Genomic DNA, 16,472 nt, shown 5'->3' on the forward strand with positions numbered 1-16,472 from the left:
GTCGGTTCTCACTCGCTCGCCGACACGATGGTCAGCTTGTATTGGTAGCGCTGGTTGTCCAGCACCGCGGTGCCCTGCCAGCGCGGCAGGCCGCTATAGGTGATCGTGGCCACGGTGTCGCCGTTCAGGCGCAGCGTGCGGCGCAGGCCCGCTTCCTCGACCGTCCAGCCGGCCGGCAGCACGCGCGCGATCTCGGCCACCGGCCACAGGGTCAGCTGCACGTCTTCGAGCACGTCGGCGGCGCGCACCTGGGCCGGCAGCATGGCGTGGCGCCATTCGGTCAGCTCACGGCCGTCGTATTCCAGGCTCAGCACGCGCATGCCGAGCGCCAGGCCGACCAGGCTGACTTTATTCGCATCGACTTCGAGCGCGGCGTCGAGGTCGTTGGTCTTGCCGGCGCGCTGCACCGTCAGGTGCTGCTGCACGCTGATGGTCTCGCCCAGCGCGGCGGGCGCCAGGCGCAGGCCGAGGCGTGCGGGGCCTTCCTGCTTCGTCGCGCAACCCGCCAGGGTCAGCCCGGCGGCAAGCAGTGCGGCCGTCTTAAACGAGGACAGGCGTCGCATGGATGGTTTCCTTTTTCAGCGTAAAACAAGGGGCCGCCAGCCAGACCAGCGCGGTCCCGACCAGCATGGTCATGCCAAAGGCCTGCAGCGCCGGCGTGCCGCTCAGGCCCAGCAGGCCGAACGACAGGATGGCGCTGGCGGCGGACAGGCCGACGGCGAGCCAGGGCGCATCCCCGGCATCGGCATGTTCTTCCTGCATGAAGATGCCATAGTCGACACCCACGCCCAGCAGCAGCATCAGCGCCAGCACGTGGAACAGCATCAGGCCCTGGCCCAGCAGGCCGATGGCGGCAACGGTCAGCACGCTGGCCAGCGCGGTCGGCGCCAGCACCCGCCAGGTGCGGCCGCGATAGCGCGGCAGCAGCACCAGGAACACGACCAGGTAGGCGCCCAGCACCACCCAGCCCATGTCGGCGCGGTAGCGGCCCAGCACCGAGGAGATGCCGCCGACCTTGTCGACCCACTGCACACCCGTCAGGCCCTCGCTCGCCCTTGCCAGCACCGGGATCGAGGCGTAGCGCATGCCGCGCAGCGCGACGATGCTGGCGTGGACGCCTTCGACTTCGCCCAGCCACAAATGGCGCCAGGGCTGGCTGGCCGGGGTGCGCATGAAGGCGTCCAGCGCCACCGGCTGGGCCGATCGTTTCAGGTGCGCGCGGGTTTGCGCCACCCAGTCCGGGTCTTCGCCGATCTCGTGCGCCAGCACGGCCAGCGGGCCGGCGTCGCCCAGCAGCTTGTCGTCGACCAGCGCCAGGCGCGCGCCCTGGGTCTGCTTCGAGGGCACCCAGTTCGACAGCGCCTGGTAGCCGGCGATGTGGTCCTGGCCAATCAGGACATCGAGGCGCCGCTTCAGCGCTTCCTCGCGCTGCAGCACGTCCTCGGTCGTGGCGCCGCGCACCAGGTAGTATTGCACCGGGCTGGGGGCGTCGAGCAGCTTGCCGAGCTTGATCTGGTCGCTCACCAGTTGCGGCGGCGAGGATTGCAGCGAGCGGATATCGTCGTTCGTCTTCAGGCGCGACCAGCCAGCCACCGCGAACACGGCCAGCAGCGCCACCAGCACCAGGCTGCGCGGCGTCATCGAGAAACGCGGCCAGCGCAGGATCGCGCCGCGGTAACGGCGCGCCAGCCAGCCCGGCTTCAGGGTGTCGGCCTTGATCAACGCCGGGAACCAGCACACCACGGTCAGCCAGGCGAACACCAGGCCCAGGGCCGAGAACACGGCCATGTGGCGCAGGCCCGGGAAAGGCGTGAGCGCCAGGCCCAGGTAGCCGATCACGGCGGCCAGCAGGGTCAGGCCCAGGCCGGGGAGCAGGCGGCGCAGCAGCGCCGGGGAGTCGACTTCGCGGCCGGCGCCGAGACGGTGGCACAGGAAGTAGATGCCGTAGTCCTGGGCCACGCCGATCAGGCTCGCGCCGAACACCAGGGTCAGCAAATGAATGCGGCCGAACAGCAGCCAGCACAGCGACAGCGCGCCGAGAAAACCCACGCCGATCGACAGCAGGGTCAGACTGATCGGCTTGACCGAGCGGAAGGTCAGCCAGGTCAGCAGGACGATGCCGACCAGCGAGCCGGCGCCGATGGTGTGCACTTCGCGGCTGGCCTGGGCGCCGGCGGCGGCCGCGTGCAGGATCACGCCGGCGGTGATGATCTCGCTCGACGGGACGGCGGCGTGCGCCGCCGCCTTGGCCGCGTCCAGCAGCGGCACCACGCTCTGCTGGGCGCCGAGCGAAAAGGCCGAGGGTTTCAGGGTGTAGGTCAGCAGCACGTACTCGCGGCCCTCGCCCGCCACGAACAGCCGGCCGTCGCGCGGGCGCACCGGGGTTTCGCCGGCGCGCTCCTGGGCCCAGCCGGCGAACAGCCCGAAGGGGTCGTCGCGGAAGGCGCCCAGCTTGGGGCCGGAGAAAGCGCTGTACAAACGTGCCAGCGCGGACTCGGTCCAGAAGCGGGCCGGCTGCTCGCGCAGTTCCTTTTCCTGGGCCGCGCCGATCAGTACGGCCGCATGCGGCTGCAGGCTGGACAGCCAGTTGGCCTGGGATTCGTCGCCCATGGCGTCGAAGGAAATCAATGCGCCGTGCGGCGCCAGCACCTTGCGGTAAGCGTCGGCGGCGCGGCCGGCGTCATTCCAGTCTTTGGCGCCGACCAGCACCACCACACGCTGCTGGGCGCTGTCGACCATGTGCGTGAACGACTGCTGCAGCACCGGGTCGCGTTCGTCCAGCGGCAGCAGCGCCAGGATGTCGGTATCCGGCGCGATGCGCTGGCCCAGCCACAGCCAGGCGTTATGCCCGAGCAGCAGGCAGACGACCAGCGCCCACAGCGCGGCAAGACGGTGTTGACGCTTCACAGCAGCGCCGCCTCTTCCGGCAGCATCGCGCCGGCGCCGGTCTTGATGTCGGAGAAGACGATGTCGGTGCGGTCGCCGCTTTCTTCCGCCATGTGGATGGTGCGCACATAGGCGCCGCCTTCGAGCGAGATGGCGCCGACCGCGCGCGCCAGGGCCGCATTGCGCGCCTTCAGCGCCACCTTCCAGCTGTCGTTCGTGGCCGTACCGTCGACCTCGAACAGCGAATCGAGCTGGCCCAGGTCGCCGGCCAGCAGCGAGAACAGCACGCCGTTGATCATGCGCACGGTCGGCTCCTGGCTCGCGTCCAGTCGCATCGCCACGCGCTCGCCCTGCAAGTGCACGATCTCGTCGCGCTTCAGGCGCAGCGTGTTCGGGAAAGGTTTCAGGGTGCGCCACAGCACGCCCTTGCCGGCCACCACGCAGAAGCGCCCGCTGGAGGCCAGCGGCTTCTTCATGCCGGCCAGCTGCTTGGTCTGGCTGAAGCTGCCGCACAGTTGCTCGGGCTTGGCCAGCATGGCCTGGATTTTCGCGATCGGTGCGGCGGCATGTGCAGTCGTTGCGGCCAGGGCCAGGGTGGCGGCGATGAACAGGCGTTTCATGGTGCGGGTACTCCCAGTTTCTCGAACAGGATGGCGGGCGAGGCGAAGCACATCTCGCCGCTGTGGACGTCGACCGCCACTTGCGTGGTGGTGGCGCGGTTCAGGCGCTTGCCGCTGGCGGCGTCCGAAATCAGATAGTCGATGCGCAGGCGGTTTTCCCACTCGACGATCTCGGCGCGCAGCAGCAGGCGCTGGCCGAACGTGGCCGGGCCGGCATAGCGCAGGTTCATCTCGATGATCGGCCAGGCATAGCCGGATTCCTTCATCTGCTCGTAGTTGTAGCCGATCTTGTCGAGCAGCGCGCAGCGCGCCACTTCCAGGTATTTCACGTAGTTACCGTGCCAGACGATCTGCATCGGGTCGAGGTCGAAGAACTGGACACCCATCTCGACTTCGGCCCACCAGCGGCTCGGTTCCCTGGACAGTCGCGCACTTTTAGGCATACAGGCTCCAGGCCTGGTCGCGGATGCGGCCCAGCAGCAGGGTCAGTTCCGGATCGAGGCGGCGGTCTTCCAGCACCGGCGCCACGTCCTGGCCGAGCAGGTCCATCATGCGCGCCAGCGGCGCCGGCAAGGTGCGCGCAGTTTCTCCATGCGTGTCCAGGCGCTGGCGCAGCCACACGCCCTGGCGCACCGTCACCAGCAGCGCGGCGGCGACCTGTTCGGTCAGTTCCAGCACGCGCAGGCAATCGCGCGCGGCGATCGTGCCCATGCTCACCTTGTCCTGGTTATGGCATTCGGTCGAGCGCGAGAACACCGAGGCCGGCATGGTCAGCTTCAGGGCTTCCGCGGTCCAGGCCGAGGCGCTGATCTGCAGCGCCTTCAGGCCGTGGTTGATGGCGGCGCGCTCGCCCGTCATGCCCGACAGGTTGGCCGGCAAGCCTTGGTTATAGCGCGCGTCGACCAGCAGCGCCATCTGGCGGTCCAGCAGATCGGCCAGGTTGGCCACCGCGTTCTTCATGCCGTCCATGGCAAAGGCGATGTGGCCGCCGTAGAAGTGGCCGCCATGCAGCACGCGCTCGCCTTCGGCGTCGATGATCGGGTTGTCGTTGGCGCTGTTCAGTTCATTCTCGATGGCGTCGCGGAAGAACGGCAGCGCATCCGCCAGCACGCCGATCACGTGCGGCGCGCAGCGGATCGAGTAACGGTCCTGCAGGCGCTTGCCGTTGCGTTCCAGCTGGCCGGCATACGCCAGGTCCTGGCGCAGCCAGGTGGCCACATTCTGCATGCCGGCATGCGGCTTCACCGAGAACAGGGTCTCGTCGAAGTGGTGGTCGTTGCCGTCCAGCGCAAACGAGGCCAGCGCCGTGATGCGCGTGACCAGGCGCGCCAGGTAATCGGCACGGTCCCAGGCCAGGCAGGCCAGGCCGGTCATCACGGCGGTGCCGTTCATGATCGCCAGGCCCTCTTTCGGACGCAGTTGCAGGGGTTCGATACCCGCTTCCTGCAGCGCTTGCGCTGCAGGAAGCTGCACGCCATCCCTCAGCACTTCGCGTTCGCCGCACAGCACGGCGGCCAGGTACGACAGGGGCGTGAGGTCGCCGCTGGCGCCGACCGAGCCTTCGCTCGGGATCAGCGGCAGCAAACCGGCGTCGAACAGGCGCACGATCTGTTCCAGCAGGCCGACGCTGACGCCGGAAAAGCCTTTCGACAGCGAAGCCAGGCGCGCACCCATCACCGCGCGCGTCTGCGCCGGCGTGAGGACCGCGCCCAGGCCGCAGCCGTGGTAGGTGTAGAGGTGGTGCGGCAGCTCGGCCACCAGCGACAGCGGCACGGCCACGGTGCAGGAGTCGCCATACCCCGTGGTCACGCCGTAGATGGCGCCGTCCTCGCGCAGCAGGCGGTCGAGGAAGTCGGCGCCCTTCGCGATTGCGGCGCGGAAGGCCGGGTCGTTCGAGAGTTCGGCGCGGGCCGTGCCGCGCGCCAGGTCGACGATGTCCTGCAGCGCCAGGCGCTCGCGGTCGAAGCGCACGGTGCGCTGCGGGGTGTTGAGGTCAGTGAGCTGCATCGACGTGTTCCGTTCCGGGTAAATGCCAAAAATCGTAGAAGTTGAACCACTCCAGCGGCGCGCGCCGGACGTGGTGTTCGAGGCGCGCGGCGTAGTGCGCGGCCAGTTCGGCCAGCGCCTGTTCGCGCCCGCGGCGCGGCAGCGTCACGCGCTCGCGCAGAAGTTCGAAGTGCAGTTCGTGGCCATTCGCGAACAATGCGTAGGTCGGGCAGCCGAGCACCGAGGCCATCACCCAGGGGCCGACCGGGAAAGCCGCGTCCTGGCCGAGGAAAGGCGCGATTGCCACGCGCGGCTTGTCGGCCACCGGCACGCGGTCGCCGGCAATCACCACGAACTCGCCGCGCTCGATGCGCTCGGACAGCGTCATCGCCATGGCCGGCGTCATCTCGGTCACCTGCATCAGGTTCAGCTGGCTGCGCGGGTCGAGCTTCGCCAGCATGTCATTGAAGGCCTGGGCGTGGCGCGTGTGCACCAGCACGTTGATTCTCAAGCCCGGCGTGCGCAGCGACAGCGCGCGGCACAAATCCAGGTTGCCGAGGTGCGCGCACACCAGCAGCGCGCCGCGGCGCTCCCGGATCATGTTCCAGAGCGGCTCGGCGCCGTGGATGCGCACCTGCCCGAAGTCGTACAGGCCGCCCCAGAGCAGCATCTTGTCGAGGATGGCTTCGGCAAAGGCGCCGAAGTGGCGCAGCACGCCCATGAAGCCGCCCGGCGCGCCGACGCGCGCCAGGTAGGCCGAGGAAGCGCGGCGCGCGCGCGCCTGGGTCAGCACGTACCAGGCCAGCACCGGATACAGCACCACGCGGAAGGGCCAGCGGCCGAACACGCGGCAGACCCAGAACAGCAGGCGCATGCCGCCGACGAAGCTGGCTTCGTTGATGGCGGCCCAGTGGCGCGAATCGTGTGGACGACTCAGCGCCATCTGCGCACCAGCAAGGAGGGAATACGCGGCAGCATGCCGAAGAACAGGGCCACGTGCATGCGCGTGATCAGGACGTTGTCGGTCCATGCCTGGAAGTGGGACACGCCGTCTTCCGGGTAGCCGACCTCCGTGGGCAGGTTCACCACCTCGACGCCGTCCCAGTACAGGCGCACCAGGATCTCGATGTCGAAGTTCATGCGCAGGCCGAGGCGGCGGCGCTTCGCCAGGGCCAGCACCGGCGCCACCGGATACACGCGGAAGCCGCACATCGAGTCGCGGATCGCCAGCGACAGCGTGTTGATCCACACCCAGACGTGGGTCAGGTAGCGCGCGTACAGGCGCAGCGCCGGAACCGATTCGTCGTAGACCGGGCAGCCGGCCACCACCGCCTGCGGCCGCGCGCGCGCGGCCTCCAGGAAACGCGGGATGTCGGACACCGCGTGCTGGCCGTCGGCGTCGACCTGCAGAACGTGGCTGTAGCCATCGCGTGCGGCGCGCGCAAAGCCGGTCAGCACCGCCCCGCCCTTGCCCTGGTTGACGGCATGGCGCTCCAGCACCACCTGCTGCGGATGCAGGGCCGCCAGGCGGTCCAGCTCCGCCGCGCAGGCGGGCGAGCTGCCGTCGTCGACCAGGATGCAGGGCAGCGCATGCGCCAGCACTTGCGCCAGCACCTTGCCGATCGCGTGCTCGTGGTTGTAGACGGGGATGATGACGCAGGGCTTGAACACGTCAGGCAACCTTGGCAAAGCGCAGCAGCGAATGGCAGTAGCCGATGTTGTCGCGCGCGGTGACGAGTTCCAGGCCGGCCGCTTTCGCCAGACGGATGTAGTCGTCGCTCTCGTACACCTTGCTGTTGCCGCTGGCGAGGTTGTTAAAGTATGGCGAAGTATTAATTAAGCAATACGACGCGATGTCGTAGCGCTGGCGGTCCCAGAAGGTGTCCATGATCAGGACCTGGCCGCGCGGGCCGAGGGCGGCGGCGGCACGTTCCAGTATCGAGGCGATCGCCTCTTCCGAGAAGCAGCTCAGGAACTGGCTCATCCAGATGACATCCATGTCCGCCGGCAGCGCGGCGGCTTTATCCAGCAGGTTCGTCGGGTGCAGAGTCGCACGTTCGCGCAGGCCGGCGTCCTGCAGGTTCTTCTCGGCCACCGCCAGCTGGCCCGGCAAGTCGACCAGGTGCAGTTCGATATTGTCGTTGGCGGCGAGCGCGGCCAGCGTGAACTTGCCGGTGTTCGCGCCGATGTCCATCACGCGGCGCGGCGCGGTGGCGAAGACGTCGGGCAGGATGTCCGGGAAGGAGGTGTCCGAGTAATAGTGGTCGAAGGCGAACCAGCTGGTGCGCGCCGGTTCCGGCAGCTGCGCCAGGCCCTCATAAATAGTCGGCCATTCGCCGAAGACCTTCAGGCCCAGCGGCTTTTCCGCGTCCAGGGTCTGCTCGAGCGAGAACATCGCCTCGTAGCAGACGTCGTGGTTGAAATCGATGTTCACCTGCGTGATCGGGTCGGTGAGGACGACAAAGCCGGCCTTGTCGAGGGCGTAGCGGCCGTCATTGAGCAAGACCACGCCGGCGGACAGGCAAGTCTCCAGCACCACCTTCAGCACATAGGGCCTCCACTGGCCGGTGGCGGCCAGTTCGTCGACCGAGAGGCCCGCCTCGCCGGCATCGGCGATGGCTTGCAGCATGCCGCGCTTCCAGGCATAGCGCACGCACTGGAACACCACCGGGCCATAGGCGATCTTCTGGGCTTCGAAACGGGCTTCGAAGGCACTCTGGCGCTCCGGCGAAAACTTCTTGTTCAACATGCTGTATCAGGTCCCCAGGAGTATGCGGCCGCTTGCGTGCGCGCCGGCATCGGAAAAGTAACGGAAGTTCAGGCTGTTTTTATGCGTATCGTGGACCAGCTCCAGCTGCACCGGATGCAGCGGGCGGATCATCTGCTGGAATTTCAGGGCGTTGATGCCGGCGAAAACACCGGTCAAGCCCAGGTAGGCGCGGCCGTAGCCGATTGCCCAGTCGACCTGCACCACACCCGGCAGCACCGGGGCCACGCTGAAGTGGCCGTCGAAGTACAGCAGGTCGGGCGGCACGGTCAGTTCCAGCAGCACGCGCGCCGGGTCCTGCTCGATCACGCGCAAGGCGGGCCGGCGCGGACGGCTGTCCGGCGCAGGTTCCAGCAGCGCCAGCAACAGCGCCTGCGTGGTCTTGCCCTGGGCATTCACCGGCAGGCGCTCGAGATAGCGCCAGCGGCGCGGCAGCGCCACCGTTTCCACGCTCGCCGTGAGCAGCGTGCGCAGGCGCGTGTTCATGGCGTTCTTGCCGCCTTCTTCCAGCAGCGCGGCGCCCTCCGCCGTCAGCACCACGAAGGCGGCCAGCGACTGGCGCTGGTGGCTTTCCTGGTGCTGAGCGATCAGCGCAAGCACGCGTGCTTCGCGCACCAGGCCACCCGCCAGGAGCGCCGCTTCCACGGCATCGAGCGAAACGCGCTTTTCTTCGATCTTGACGATGCGGTCGGCACGGCCGCGCAGCAGGAAGCGTGCGCCGTCGAGCGCTGCCACGCGGTCCGAAAGCGGATGCCATCCGCCCGGCCCGGCCTGGACCGAATCGACTTCCAGCAGGCCGTCCTCGCCCGCGCGCCAATGCACGAAGGGCAGCGGACTCCAGCCTTCGTCGGGCAACTGTCCGCGCTGGCGCCAGGCGATGCCGCCGGTCTCCGAGCTGCCGTAGACCTCGATCGGCGCCTGGCCCAGCAGCGTGCGCGCGTGGAGCGAGGCGTCGGCGTCCAGCATGCCGCCGGAGGAGAACACGGCGCGCAACTGTGTGCGCGCGCCCTGCCAGTCGAGGTGCTCGGGCAGGCGTTTCAGGTGCGCCGGGCTGCCCAGCAGCACGCAGGGCCGTGCGGCCAGCGCTTGCGCCAGGGTTTCCGGGTATTCGTGGCGCGCGGCGTGGATCGCGCGGCCCGCCATCAGGGGCCAGAGCACGCGGAACAGCAGGCCGTAGATGTGCTGGTGCGAGACCGTGGCCAGTACCTCGGCATCGTCCAGCGCCGCGCCGAACTGGGCGTCGAGCGCCTCGACTTCGCCGGTCAGTTGCGCGAGCTGCTTGTGGATGGGCGCCGGTTCGCCGGTGCTGCCCGAGGTGTAGACCACCATGGCCGGGAAGCCTGGCGCCGGCGCCGTCCACGCCAGGGCGGCATCGTCGCCGCCGGCGGGCACGACTGGTGCGCAGGAGGCGGGGAAGTCGCCCCAGAACCCGGTGACCTGGAGGGCGAGCGTGGCGCAGTTGGCCGGCAGCGTATCGGCCGGCATCCACACGGTTTTGCCGGACAGCCAGGCGCCGACCAGGGCGGCGCCGAACTCCAGGCTATCCTCGACGTAGAGCGCGACCTGGGTGCCGGCCATGCGGCCCCCGAGCGCGGCCCAGGCACGCACGCGTGCCAGCCAGGCGCCATGGGATACGGGCTGGCCGGCGCGCCAGCCTGCCAGCGCGTTCACATCGCGCGTGGCGAGACGGGTAAAGAAATCAGACATGATGCAGCCGCTTGAAGCGTATGCGCAGCAGGAATTCGCCGCCGAACATCAGCCCCATCAGCAGATAGGAAATCACGCCGGTGTAGAGCGACCACACGGCTTCGGAACAGAACAGGGCCGTGCCCAGCGCAAGCGCGCCGTTCACGACAAAGAAAACGCACCAGGCTTGCGTCACGCGGCGGGTGTAGGCAACGCCTTCAGGCGGCAGATCCGGTTCGCGCAGGCGCGCCAGGCGCTCGACCATCGAGGGACCGTGCACCAGGCTGACGCCAAAGGCCGCCAGCAGCGCGCCGTTGACCAGCACCGGATACAGCTTGAGCGGCAGTACCGCGTTCGACGCCACGGCCAGCGCCACCAGCGCCAGCGCACCCGCGGCCGACCAGCGCGCCGACGCATTCACCTTCAGCGCCGGCAAGCGCGCCGCCACCGTTGCCAGCAGCAGGAAGGCCAGCCAGCGCGGCTCCACCACGCCGTGGCCGAACCAGATCGCCAGCGGATACAGCAGCGTCAGCGCGGCCGCGAGGACATTCCAGAGCACCGTCTTTAAGCCGGCTGCTCTTCGGCCAGGCCGGCTTGCGCCGCGTTCGACACTGCCAGGTCCGACAAGGCAGCGACGACGTCGTCGATGGTGCGGATGGTCTTGAAGACTTCCGGCGCCAGGCGCTTGCCGGTCATTTGCTTGAGTTTCACGGCCAGGTCGACGGCGTCGATGCTGTCGATGTCGAGGTCGGCATACAGGTTCGATTCCGGGGTCAGCGCGTCGCGGTCGAGTTCGAACATCTCGGCCAGCAGGTCGGCGATCCAGACAAACAGTTCGTCGCGGTTCATGTCGTTAATGGCTACCATGGCCTTCTCCTACTTCTTGCGGTTAGCTTCAATCATCGCTGCGAGCGCGCGCACCGATGCGAAATGGCGGCGCGTTTCCTGCGACTCCGCCGACAGCGTGATGCCGTAGCGCTTCTGCAGCGCCACGCCGATCTCGAGCGCGTCGATCGAATCGAGGCCCAGCCCTTCCACGAACAGGGGCGCCTCGCTGTCGATGTCGGCGGAGGTGATGTCTTCCAGCTGGAGGACGTCGATGATCAGTTCCTTCACTTCCTGTTCAAGCATGTTGCTGGCCTTCTTCCAAAAATAAGTGTTGCAGGTGTTCGGTGAGGCGGCGCGCGGCCATGACCTCGCTCGCGCCGGATTCCTTGAAGCGCTCGACGCCGATGTCGTCCAGCACCTCGATGCGGAAACTGGCCTGGCGCGGCGGTACGTGCCACCACTTGTCGCCCTTGCCCAGGGTTGGCGGCGTGCAGCTGATCAGCACCGGGGTCACCGCGCGTTCGCCGCGCACGGCGATGTTCGCGGCGCCGCGTTTCAGCTGCATGGCGCCGTCGCGCGGGGTGCGCGTCCCTTCCGGGAACACGATCAGGTTGCCGCCGGCGCGCAGGGAGCCGATGCAGTCCTCGACCAGTTCGGGGCCGCGGTCGTTGCAGATGTAGCGCGCCGCGCGCACCGGGCCGCGTGTGAACGGGTTGTTCCAGAGGCCGCCCTTGACGATGCAGTCGGCGTTGCGCACGAAGGCGATCAGGAAGACGGTGTCGATCAGGGTCGGATGATTCGCCAGGATCAGCTGGCCTTCGCGCGCCAGCTTGTCCAGGCCATGCACCTCGTAGCGCAGCACGCCCAGGGTGCGCATGATGCCCACGAACAGGCGGAAGCTGGCGCGGATGGTGGCGCGCGCCGCGCGCATGCGCGTTTGCGGGTCGCGCAGACACAGCGACAGCAGCGGGAACACGAGCACGCGCAGCAGCAGGCCGCCGAGGCCGAACAGGGCGAAGCTGATGCCGGTGGCGAGGATGCGCCAGCCGTGCCAGAGCCGCTCAAGCATCGCGGCTCCAGGTCCAGCGCATGGCGCCGGTGTGGCGCACCAGCGCGCCGGCGGCGCCGAGCTGGAAGCGCAGGACGTCCAGGCCGCCGGGGGTGCGCGCGGCGTCGCCGCTGTCGGTGGCGCCCTCCCAGGACAGGCGCAGCGGCCTGGCGCCGGCGGCGGTCATGGTCCAGGCAAAGGCCCAGGGCTGTTCGTCGCAGTCTTCGAAGCGGGCCAGCAGTTCCGGCAGCGGCGCGTCGCAGGCCACCAGCAGCACGCTCGGGGCGCCATCGGCCAGCATGCCGCAGGCTTCGATGACCGCGTGTTCGACCGTGGCAGTGCCGCCGGCCAGGGCCACGTGGTTGGCGCGGTCGGCGCGCGCGATCGAGAACAGGCCGGCGCTGGCGTTGTGCACGGCCAGGCCGAACGCGGTGGGCGACAGCGGCTCGCCGCGCGCCAGGTCGGACAGGAGGTCGATCGAGCGCCCCACTTCGCCGTGGCGCGAGCAGAACACGGTCGGCACGTCGGTTTGCCCATCCAGGCATGCGTAGGCCACTTCGAGCGCCATGCGGCCGAGGAAGCCGGCGCGGCGGCGCAGCATGGCGGGCATGGCGGCGACCTTCGGCTCCTCGCCCATGGCCAGCGGCCAGGGCGCGTCGGCCCACGCGGCCCATGCGTCGGACGAAGCCACGCCAGGCGCCCAGGCGGCGTGCCGGGCAATGGAGAAGGCGACTTCGTTTGTGGGCATAGACGAGAAAGGCGTTGAAAGTGGGTTGATTTCAATCGTGCGACGATGCAGTGTGGATCAAATTATAATCGCGCGATTTGCCATCGAGAACAATGTCGGTAGTGGCAAGCCTCTTTTGCAACACTTGACAGACGCCCCTTATGCAGCGGGCATGCGGTCCGACATGGTCGTTTCGAAAGCGCGCCATATTGCCACACCGCAAGGCGGTGAAAACTCACACATTCTCACAATCGACGGGATTACAACGGTCTGTGGCGGGGGCTTGACGGCTGGCGATGGAGGATGTCTTGCGCGTTGTGGCAGGCTAATTTTGGACGATACGCTTCCCGTAGGGTGGGCACCCCGTGCCCACGCGGTACGTGTTTGTCCTTGCACCTGTTGCCTTGAACTGTCGCTCGCCAGCTTCGAGCGGAGTTGGAACGCCGAGCGACGTTTGTCGTGCATGGATGCGTTTCGAGCGATGCCTCGCTGCCGCCGACTGGCGGGGACGTGCGTACCGCGTGGGCACGGGGTGCCCACCCTACGGAGACGTCTCGACTCCGATGAGTCTGTGGGTGTATCTGCCTTGACGAGATCAAAAAAAAAAGCGCCCCGCAGGGCGCTTCGGTCATGCTGCCGGCAGCAGGCTGCGGATCTCGTCCGGCAGCGGCACCGACTTCTCGGCCGCGAAATCGACCCAGACGATCTTCGCCGCCCCCTCGGCATGCAGCGCGCCCGCCTCGCCGTTCGCGTCGACCAGGCGGATCTCGTGCGAAACCTCGAAGCTCGAACGCCCCGGCGGACCGACCCAGGACGTGACCTCGATCTCGGCCGGATACTTCAGCTGCTTCAGGAACGAACACTGCGCATTGATCAGGACCGGACCCGTGCGGGCTGGGTCGGGCAAGGCGCCGACCTGTTCCAGCCAGGCAATGCGCGCGCTTTCGATGTAGCGGAAATAAACGGTGTTATTGACATGGCCCATAGCGTCCATGTCGCCCCAGCGGACGGGCATCCGCATGGTGTGTACCAACTTCTTGTTGCTCATGCTTCCTACTCTTGTTACAAATAAAACGTACTGCGACCTTTACTGCGCCGTCATGCCGTCGTCGGCCGTGATGATGGCGCCATTGATGAAATGCGCTTCCTCGGCTGCCAGCAACAGCAGCAGCCCATCGAGGTCTTCCGGCTTGCCCGGGCGCTTGCGCGGCAGCAGCTCGATCAGCTTCTTGCCCTGCTCGGTCTCGAAATAATCCTCGTTCATTTCGGTGGAGATGTAGCCGGGGCAGATGGCGTTCACGTTGATGCCGTACTTGCCCCACTCCACCGCCATCGCCTTGGTCATCTGCACCACACCGGCCTTGCTCATGCAATACACGCCGATCTGCGGCAGCACGCGCAGGCCGGCGACCGAAGCGATGTTCACGATGCGGTGCTGCTTGCGCGGGTCGCCCTTGGCGCGCTGGATCATGCGCTTGGCCGCCTGCTGCGCGACAAAAAAGGCGCCGCGCAGGTTGGTGTCCATGATGTACTGGTAATCGTCTTCGGTGACGTCCAGCAAACGCTGGGTGCTCTGCACGCCGGAGTTGTTGACCAGGATGTCGATCGGGCCGGCTTCGGTTTCGGCGTGGGCGATGGCCGACTTGATGCTGGCCAGGTCGGTGACGTCGAGGGTAACGACGTGGGCGGCGCCGCCGTCGGCCTCTATTTCGGCGCGCAATTCCTTCAGGCGCTCGATACGGCGCGAGGCCAGCACGACCTGGGCGCCGGCGCCGGCCAGGGCCTTGGCGAAGCGTGCCCCGAGGCCGCTCGAGGCGCCGGTGACCATGGCGATCTTCCCTTCAAAATTCACTTCGATGCCCACGTTGACTCCTGTCCTGGTGTGCGGCGGCACGGATGACTATGTAGGCATATGATGTCACAGAATCACGCCGCCGACTGCCGGGATTAGATTGCCGCCCCTAATAATCGCCCTAAAATGGCGTGCCACATTGCAAACGGCGCGGAAAACCCGCACACTCGTGCTTAAATTTTTTTATCCCTTTTCAAGACCATGACAGAGCCTAATCACATCCTCGAACAATACGGACCGCGCGAAGCAATGGAGTACGACGTTGTGATCGTTGGCGGCGGCCCGGCGGGCCTGTCGGCGGCGATCCGCCTGAAGCAACTCGCCAGCGAAAAAGGCCAGGAAGTCTCGGTCTGCGTGCTGGAAAAAGGCAGCGAGATCGGCGCCCACATCCTGTCGGGCGCGGTGATGGACCCGATCGCCATCAATGAACTGTTCCCGAACTGGAAGGAACTCGGCGCGCCGCTGAACACCCCGGTCACCGAAGACCAGGTGCTGTTCCTGACCGAGACCAAGTCCTACGCCACGCCGGGCTTCATGGTGCCGAAGTCGCTGACCAACCACGGCAACTACATCATCTCGCTGGCCAACGTGGTGCGCTGGCTGGGCCAGCAGGCCGAAGCCCTGGGCGTGGAAATTTTCCCCGGCTTCCCGGCGGCCGAAGTGCTGTACAACGACGACGGCTCGGTGAAGGGCGTTGCCACCGGCAACATGGGCGTCAAGCGCGACGGCGAACCGGGCCCGGACTTCCAGCTCGGCATGGAACTGCATGCGAAATACACCTTCTTCGCCGAAGGCTCGCGCGGCCACCTGGGCCGCCAGCTGATCGCCAAGTACGCCCTGGACAAGGGTGCGGATCCGCAGACCTACGGCATCGGCATCAAGGAACTCTGGGAAATCGACCCGGCCAAGCACAAACCTGGCCTGGTGATCCACACCGCCGGCTGGCCGCTGCCGTCGGATACCTACGGCGGTTCCTTCCTCTACCACCTGGAGAACAACCAGGTCGCTGTCGGCTACGTCGTCGGCCTGGCTTACCAGAACCCGTATCTGTCGCCGTACGAGGAATTCCAGCGCTATAAAACCCACCCTGCGATCCGCGGCTACTTCGAAGGCGGCAAGCGCATTTCCTACGGCGCGCGCGCGATCACCGCGGGCGGCTTGCAGTCCCTGCCGAAGACCGTGTTCCCGGGCGGCGCCCTGCTCGGCTGCGATGCCGGTTTCCTGAACGTCAGCCGCATCAAGGGCAGCCACGGCGCCATCAAGACCGGCATGCTGGCCGCCGAATCGGCCTTTGCCGCCCTCGGTGCCGGCCGCCAGCACGATGAGCTGAGCAGCTATCCGGAAGCCTTCAAGAACTCCTGGCTGCACGAGGAACTGCACATCGCGCGCAACTTCAAGCCGTGGATGAGCAAGGGCCTGTACCTGGGCACCGTGATGACCGGCATCGACCAGCTGGTCTTCAAGGGCAAGGCGCCGTGGACCCTGCGTCACAAGCACGCCGACCACGAGTGCCTGCGCCCGGCATCGGAGTTCACGCCGATCGTGTATCCGAAGCCGGACGGCAAGCTGACCTTCGACAAGCTGTCGTCGGTGTTCATCTCGAACACCAACCACGCCGAAGACCAGCCGGTGCACCTGACCCTGAAGAATCCGGCGGTGCCGGTCGAAGTCAACCTGGCCAAGTACGCAGGTCCCGAACAGCGCTACTGCCCGGCGGGCGTGTACGAGTACGTGAAAAACGATGCGGGCCAGGATCGCTTGCAGATCAATGCGCAGAACTGCGTGCACTGCAAGACCTGCGACATCAAGGACCCGACCCAGAACATCGTGTGGGTGACGCCGGAAGGTGGCGGCGGGCCGAATTATCCGAACATGTAAGACGGTTCGTCCGGTTGATGAAGACAGCTCGCCTTGGCGGGCTGTTTTTGTTTGTGGCGGTCGGGGTATGCATGGACACGAAAGACCGCGTGGGCACAAGTGCCCACCCTACAACGGCGCCCCGCTTTTCGTAGGGTGGACACCTGTGTCCACGCGGTACGGCGCCTGATCATGCGGGACGCTGGCATCTCACA

The 16,472-nt window shown here is 67.2% G+C and carries 17 protein-coding genes; 1 reads left to right on the forward strand and 16 read right to left on the reverse strand.

Features of this window, described 5'->3' with window-relative positions; all coding sequences use genetic code 11:
• Positions 1 to 8: 8 nt before the first annotated feature.
• The 16 genes from QPK31_RS07495 to QPK31_RS07570 all read right to left on the reverse strand — a co-directional run bounded on the left by QPK31_RS07495 (position 9) and on the right by QPK31_RS07570 (position 14,412).
• Entirely contained in the window at positions 9 to 563 is a 555-nt protein-coding gene (locus tag QPK31_RS07495; protein WP_290422325.1) for a DUF3261 domain-containing protein, read from the reverse strand.
• Positions 541 to 2,907, reverse strand: a complete 2,367-nt coding sequence (locus QPK31_RS07500) for an MMPL family transporter (protein WP_290422326.1) — start codon at positions 2,905 to 2,907, stop codon at positions 541 to 543. The genes QPK31_RS07495 and QPK31_RS07500 overlap by 23 nt, the downstream gene beginning before the upstream one ends.
• Positions 2,904 to 3,506, reverse strand: coding sequence for an outer membrane lipoprotein carrier protein LolA (locus QPK31_RS07505; RefSeq protein WP_290422327.1), 603 nt, complete (start codon positions 3,504 to 3,506; stop codon positions 2,904 to 2,906). The genes QPK31_RS07500 and QPK31_RS07505 overlap by 4 nt, the downstream gene beginning before the upstream one ends.
• A complete protein-coding gene (locus QPK31_RS07510; protein ID WP_290422328.1) occupies positions 3,503 to 3,949 on the reverse strand; it encodes a thioesterase family protein in 447 nt (148 codons plus the stop codon). Before QPK31_RS07510 ends, QPK31_RS07505 begins: the two co-directional genes overlap by 4 nt.
• Positions 3,942 to 5,513 (reverse strand): histidine ammonia-lyase, encoded by a 1,572-nt coding sequence (gene hutH / locus QPK31_RS07515; RefSeq protein ID WP_290422329.1) that lies wholly within the window; start codon positions 5,511 to 5,513, stop codon positions 3,942 to 3,944. The genes QPK31_RS07510 and hutH overlap by 8 nt, the downstream gene beginning before the upstream one ends.
• A complete protein-coding gene (locus QPK31_RS07520; RefSeq protein WP_290422330.1) occupies positions 5,500 to 6,435 on the reverse strand; it encodes an acyltransferase in 936 nt (311 codons plus the stop codon). Before QPK31_RS07520 ends, hutH begins: the two co-directional genes overlap by 14 nt.
• Positions 6,426 to 7,172 carry a glycosyltransferase family 2 protein gene (locus tag QPK31_RS07525; RefSeq protein WP_290422609.1) on the reverse strand — a complete coding sequence of 249 codons (747 nt, stop codon included), beginning with the start codon at positions 7,170 to 7,172 and terminating at the stop codon, positions 6,426 to 6,428. Before QPK31_RS07525 ends, QPK31_RS07520 begins: the two co-directional genes overlap by 10 nt.
• Positions 7,165 to 8,241: a class I SAM-dependent methyltransferase gene (locus QPK31_RS07530; RefSeq protein WP_290422331.1), complete on the reverse strand. Its 1,077-nt coding sequence runs from the start codon at positions 8,239 to 8,241 to the stop codon at positions 7,165 to 7,167. Before QPK31_RS07530 ends, QPK31_RS07525 begins: the two co-directional genes overlap by 8 nt.
• A gap of 6 nt (positions 8,242 to 8,247) precedes the next feature.
• A complete protein-coding gene (locus QPK31_RS07535; RefSeq protein WP_290422332.1) occupies positions 8,248 to 9,966 on the reverse strand; it encodes an acyl-CoA synthetase family protein in 1,719 nt (572 codons plus the stop codon).
• The gene (locus tag QPK31_RS07540; RefSeq protein WP_290422333.1) at positions 9,959 to 10,504 is read right to left on the reverse strand and encodes a hypothetical protein; all 546 of its coding nucleotides are present in this window, start codon (positions 10,502 to 10,504) and stop codon (positions 9,959 to 9,961) included. The genes QPK31_RS07535 and QPK31_RS07540 overlap by 8 nt, the downstream gene beginning before the upstream one ends.
• A 5-nt stretch (positions 10,505 to 10,509) precedes the next feature.
• Complete coding sequence (locus tag QPK31_RS07545) at positions 10,510 to 10,812, reverse strand: acyl carrier protein (RefSeq protein WP_290422334.1); 303 nt, start codon at positions 10,810 to 10,812, stop codon at positions 10,510 to 10,512.
• Between the two features lie 9 nt (positions 10,813 to 10,821).
• The gene (locus tag QPK31_RS07550) at positions 10,822 to 11,076 is read right to left on the reverse strand and encodes a phosphopantetheine-binding protein (protein ID WP_290422335.1); all 255 of its coding nucleotides are present in this window, start codon (positions 11,074 to 11,076) and stop codon (positions 10,822 to 10,824) included.
• Positions 11,069 to 11,842, reverse strand: coding sequence for a 1-acyl-sn-glycerol-3-phosphate acyltransferase (locus tag QPK31_RS07555; protein ID WP_290422336.1), 774 nt, complete (start codon positions 11,840 to 11,842; stop codon positions 11,069 to 11,071). Before QPK31_RS07555 ends, QPK31_RS07550 begins: the two co-directional genes overlap by 8 nt.
• Complete coding sequence (locus QPK31_RS07560; RefSeq protein ID WP_290422337.1) at positions 11,835 to 12,569, reverse strand: beta-ketoacyl synthase chain length factor; 735 nt, start codon at positions 12,567 to 12,569, stop codon at positions 11,835 to 11,837. Before QPK31_RS07560 ends, QPK31_RS07555 begins: the two co-directional genes overlap by 8 nt.
• 607 nt (positions 12,570 to 13,176) lie before the next feature.
• Positions 13,177 to 13,596, reverse strand: a complete 420-nt coding sequence (locus tag QPK31_RS07565) for a thioesterase family protein (RefSeq protein ID WP_290422338.1) — start codon at positions 13,594 to 13,596, stop codon at positions 13,177 to 13,179.
• Between the two features lie 39 nt (positions 13,597 to 13,635).
• The gene (locus tag QPK31_RS07570; RefSeq protein WP_290422339.1) at positions 13,636 to 14,412 is read right to left on the reverse strand and encodes an SDR family oxidoreductase; all 777 of its coding nucleotides are present in this window, start codon (positions 14,410 to 14,412) and stop codon (positions 13,636 to 13,638) included.
• A 189-nt stretch (positions 14,413 to 14,601) separates the two neighbouring features.
• On the opposite strand from QPK31_RS07570, the gene QPK31_RS07575 reads away from it, so the two are divergent.
• A complete protein-coding gene (locus tag QPK31_RS07575) occupies positions 14,602 to 16,278 on the forward strand; it encodes an electron transfer flavoprotein-ubiquinone oxidoreductase (RefSeq protein ID WP_290422340.1) in 1,677 nt (558 codons plus the stop codon).
• The last annotated feature ends 194 nt before the right edge of the window (positions 16,279 to 16,472 follow it).

Source organism: Massilia sp. YIM B02769, from assembly GCF_030411995.1.
Taxonomy (GTDB): domain Bacteria; phylum Pseudomonadota; class Gammaproteobacteria; order Burkholderiales; family Burkholderiaceae_D; genus Telluria.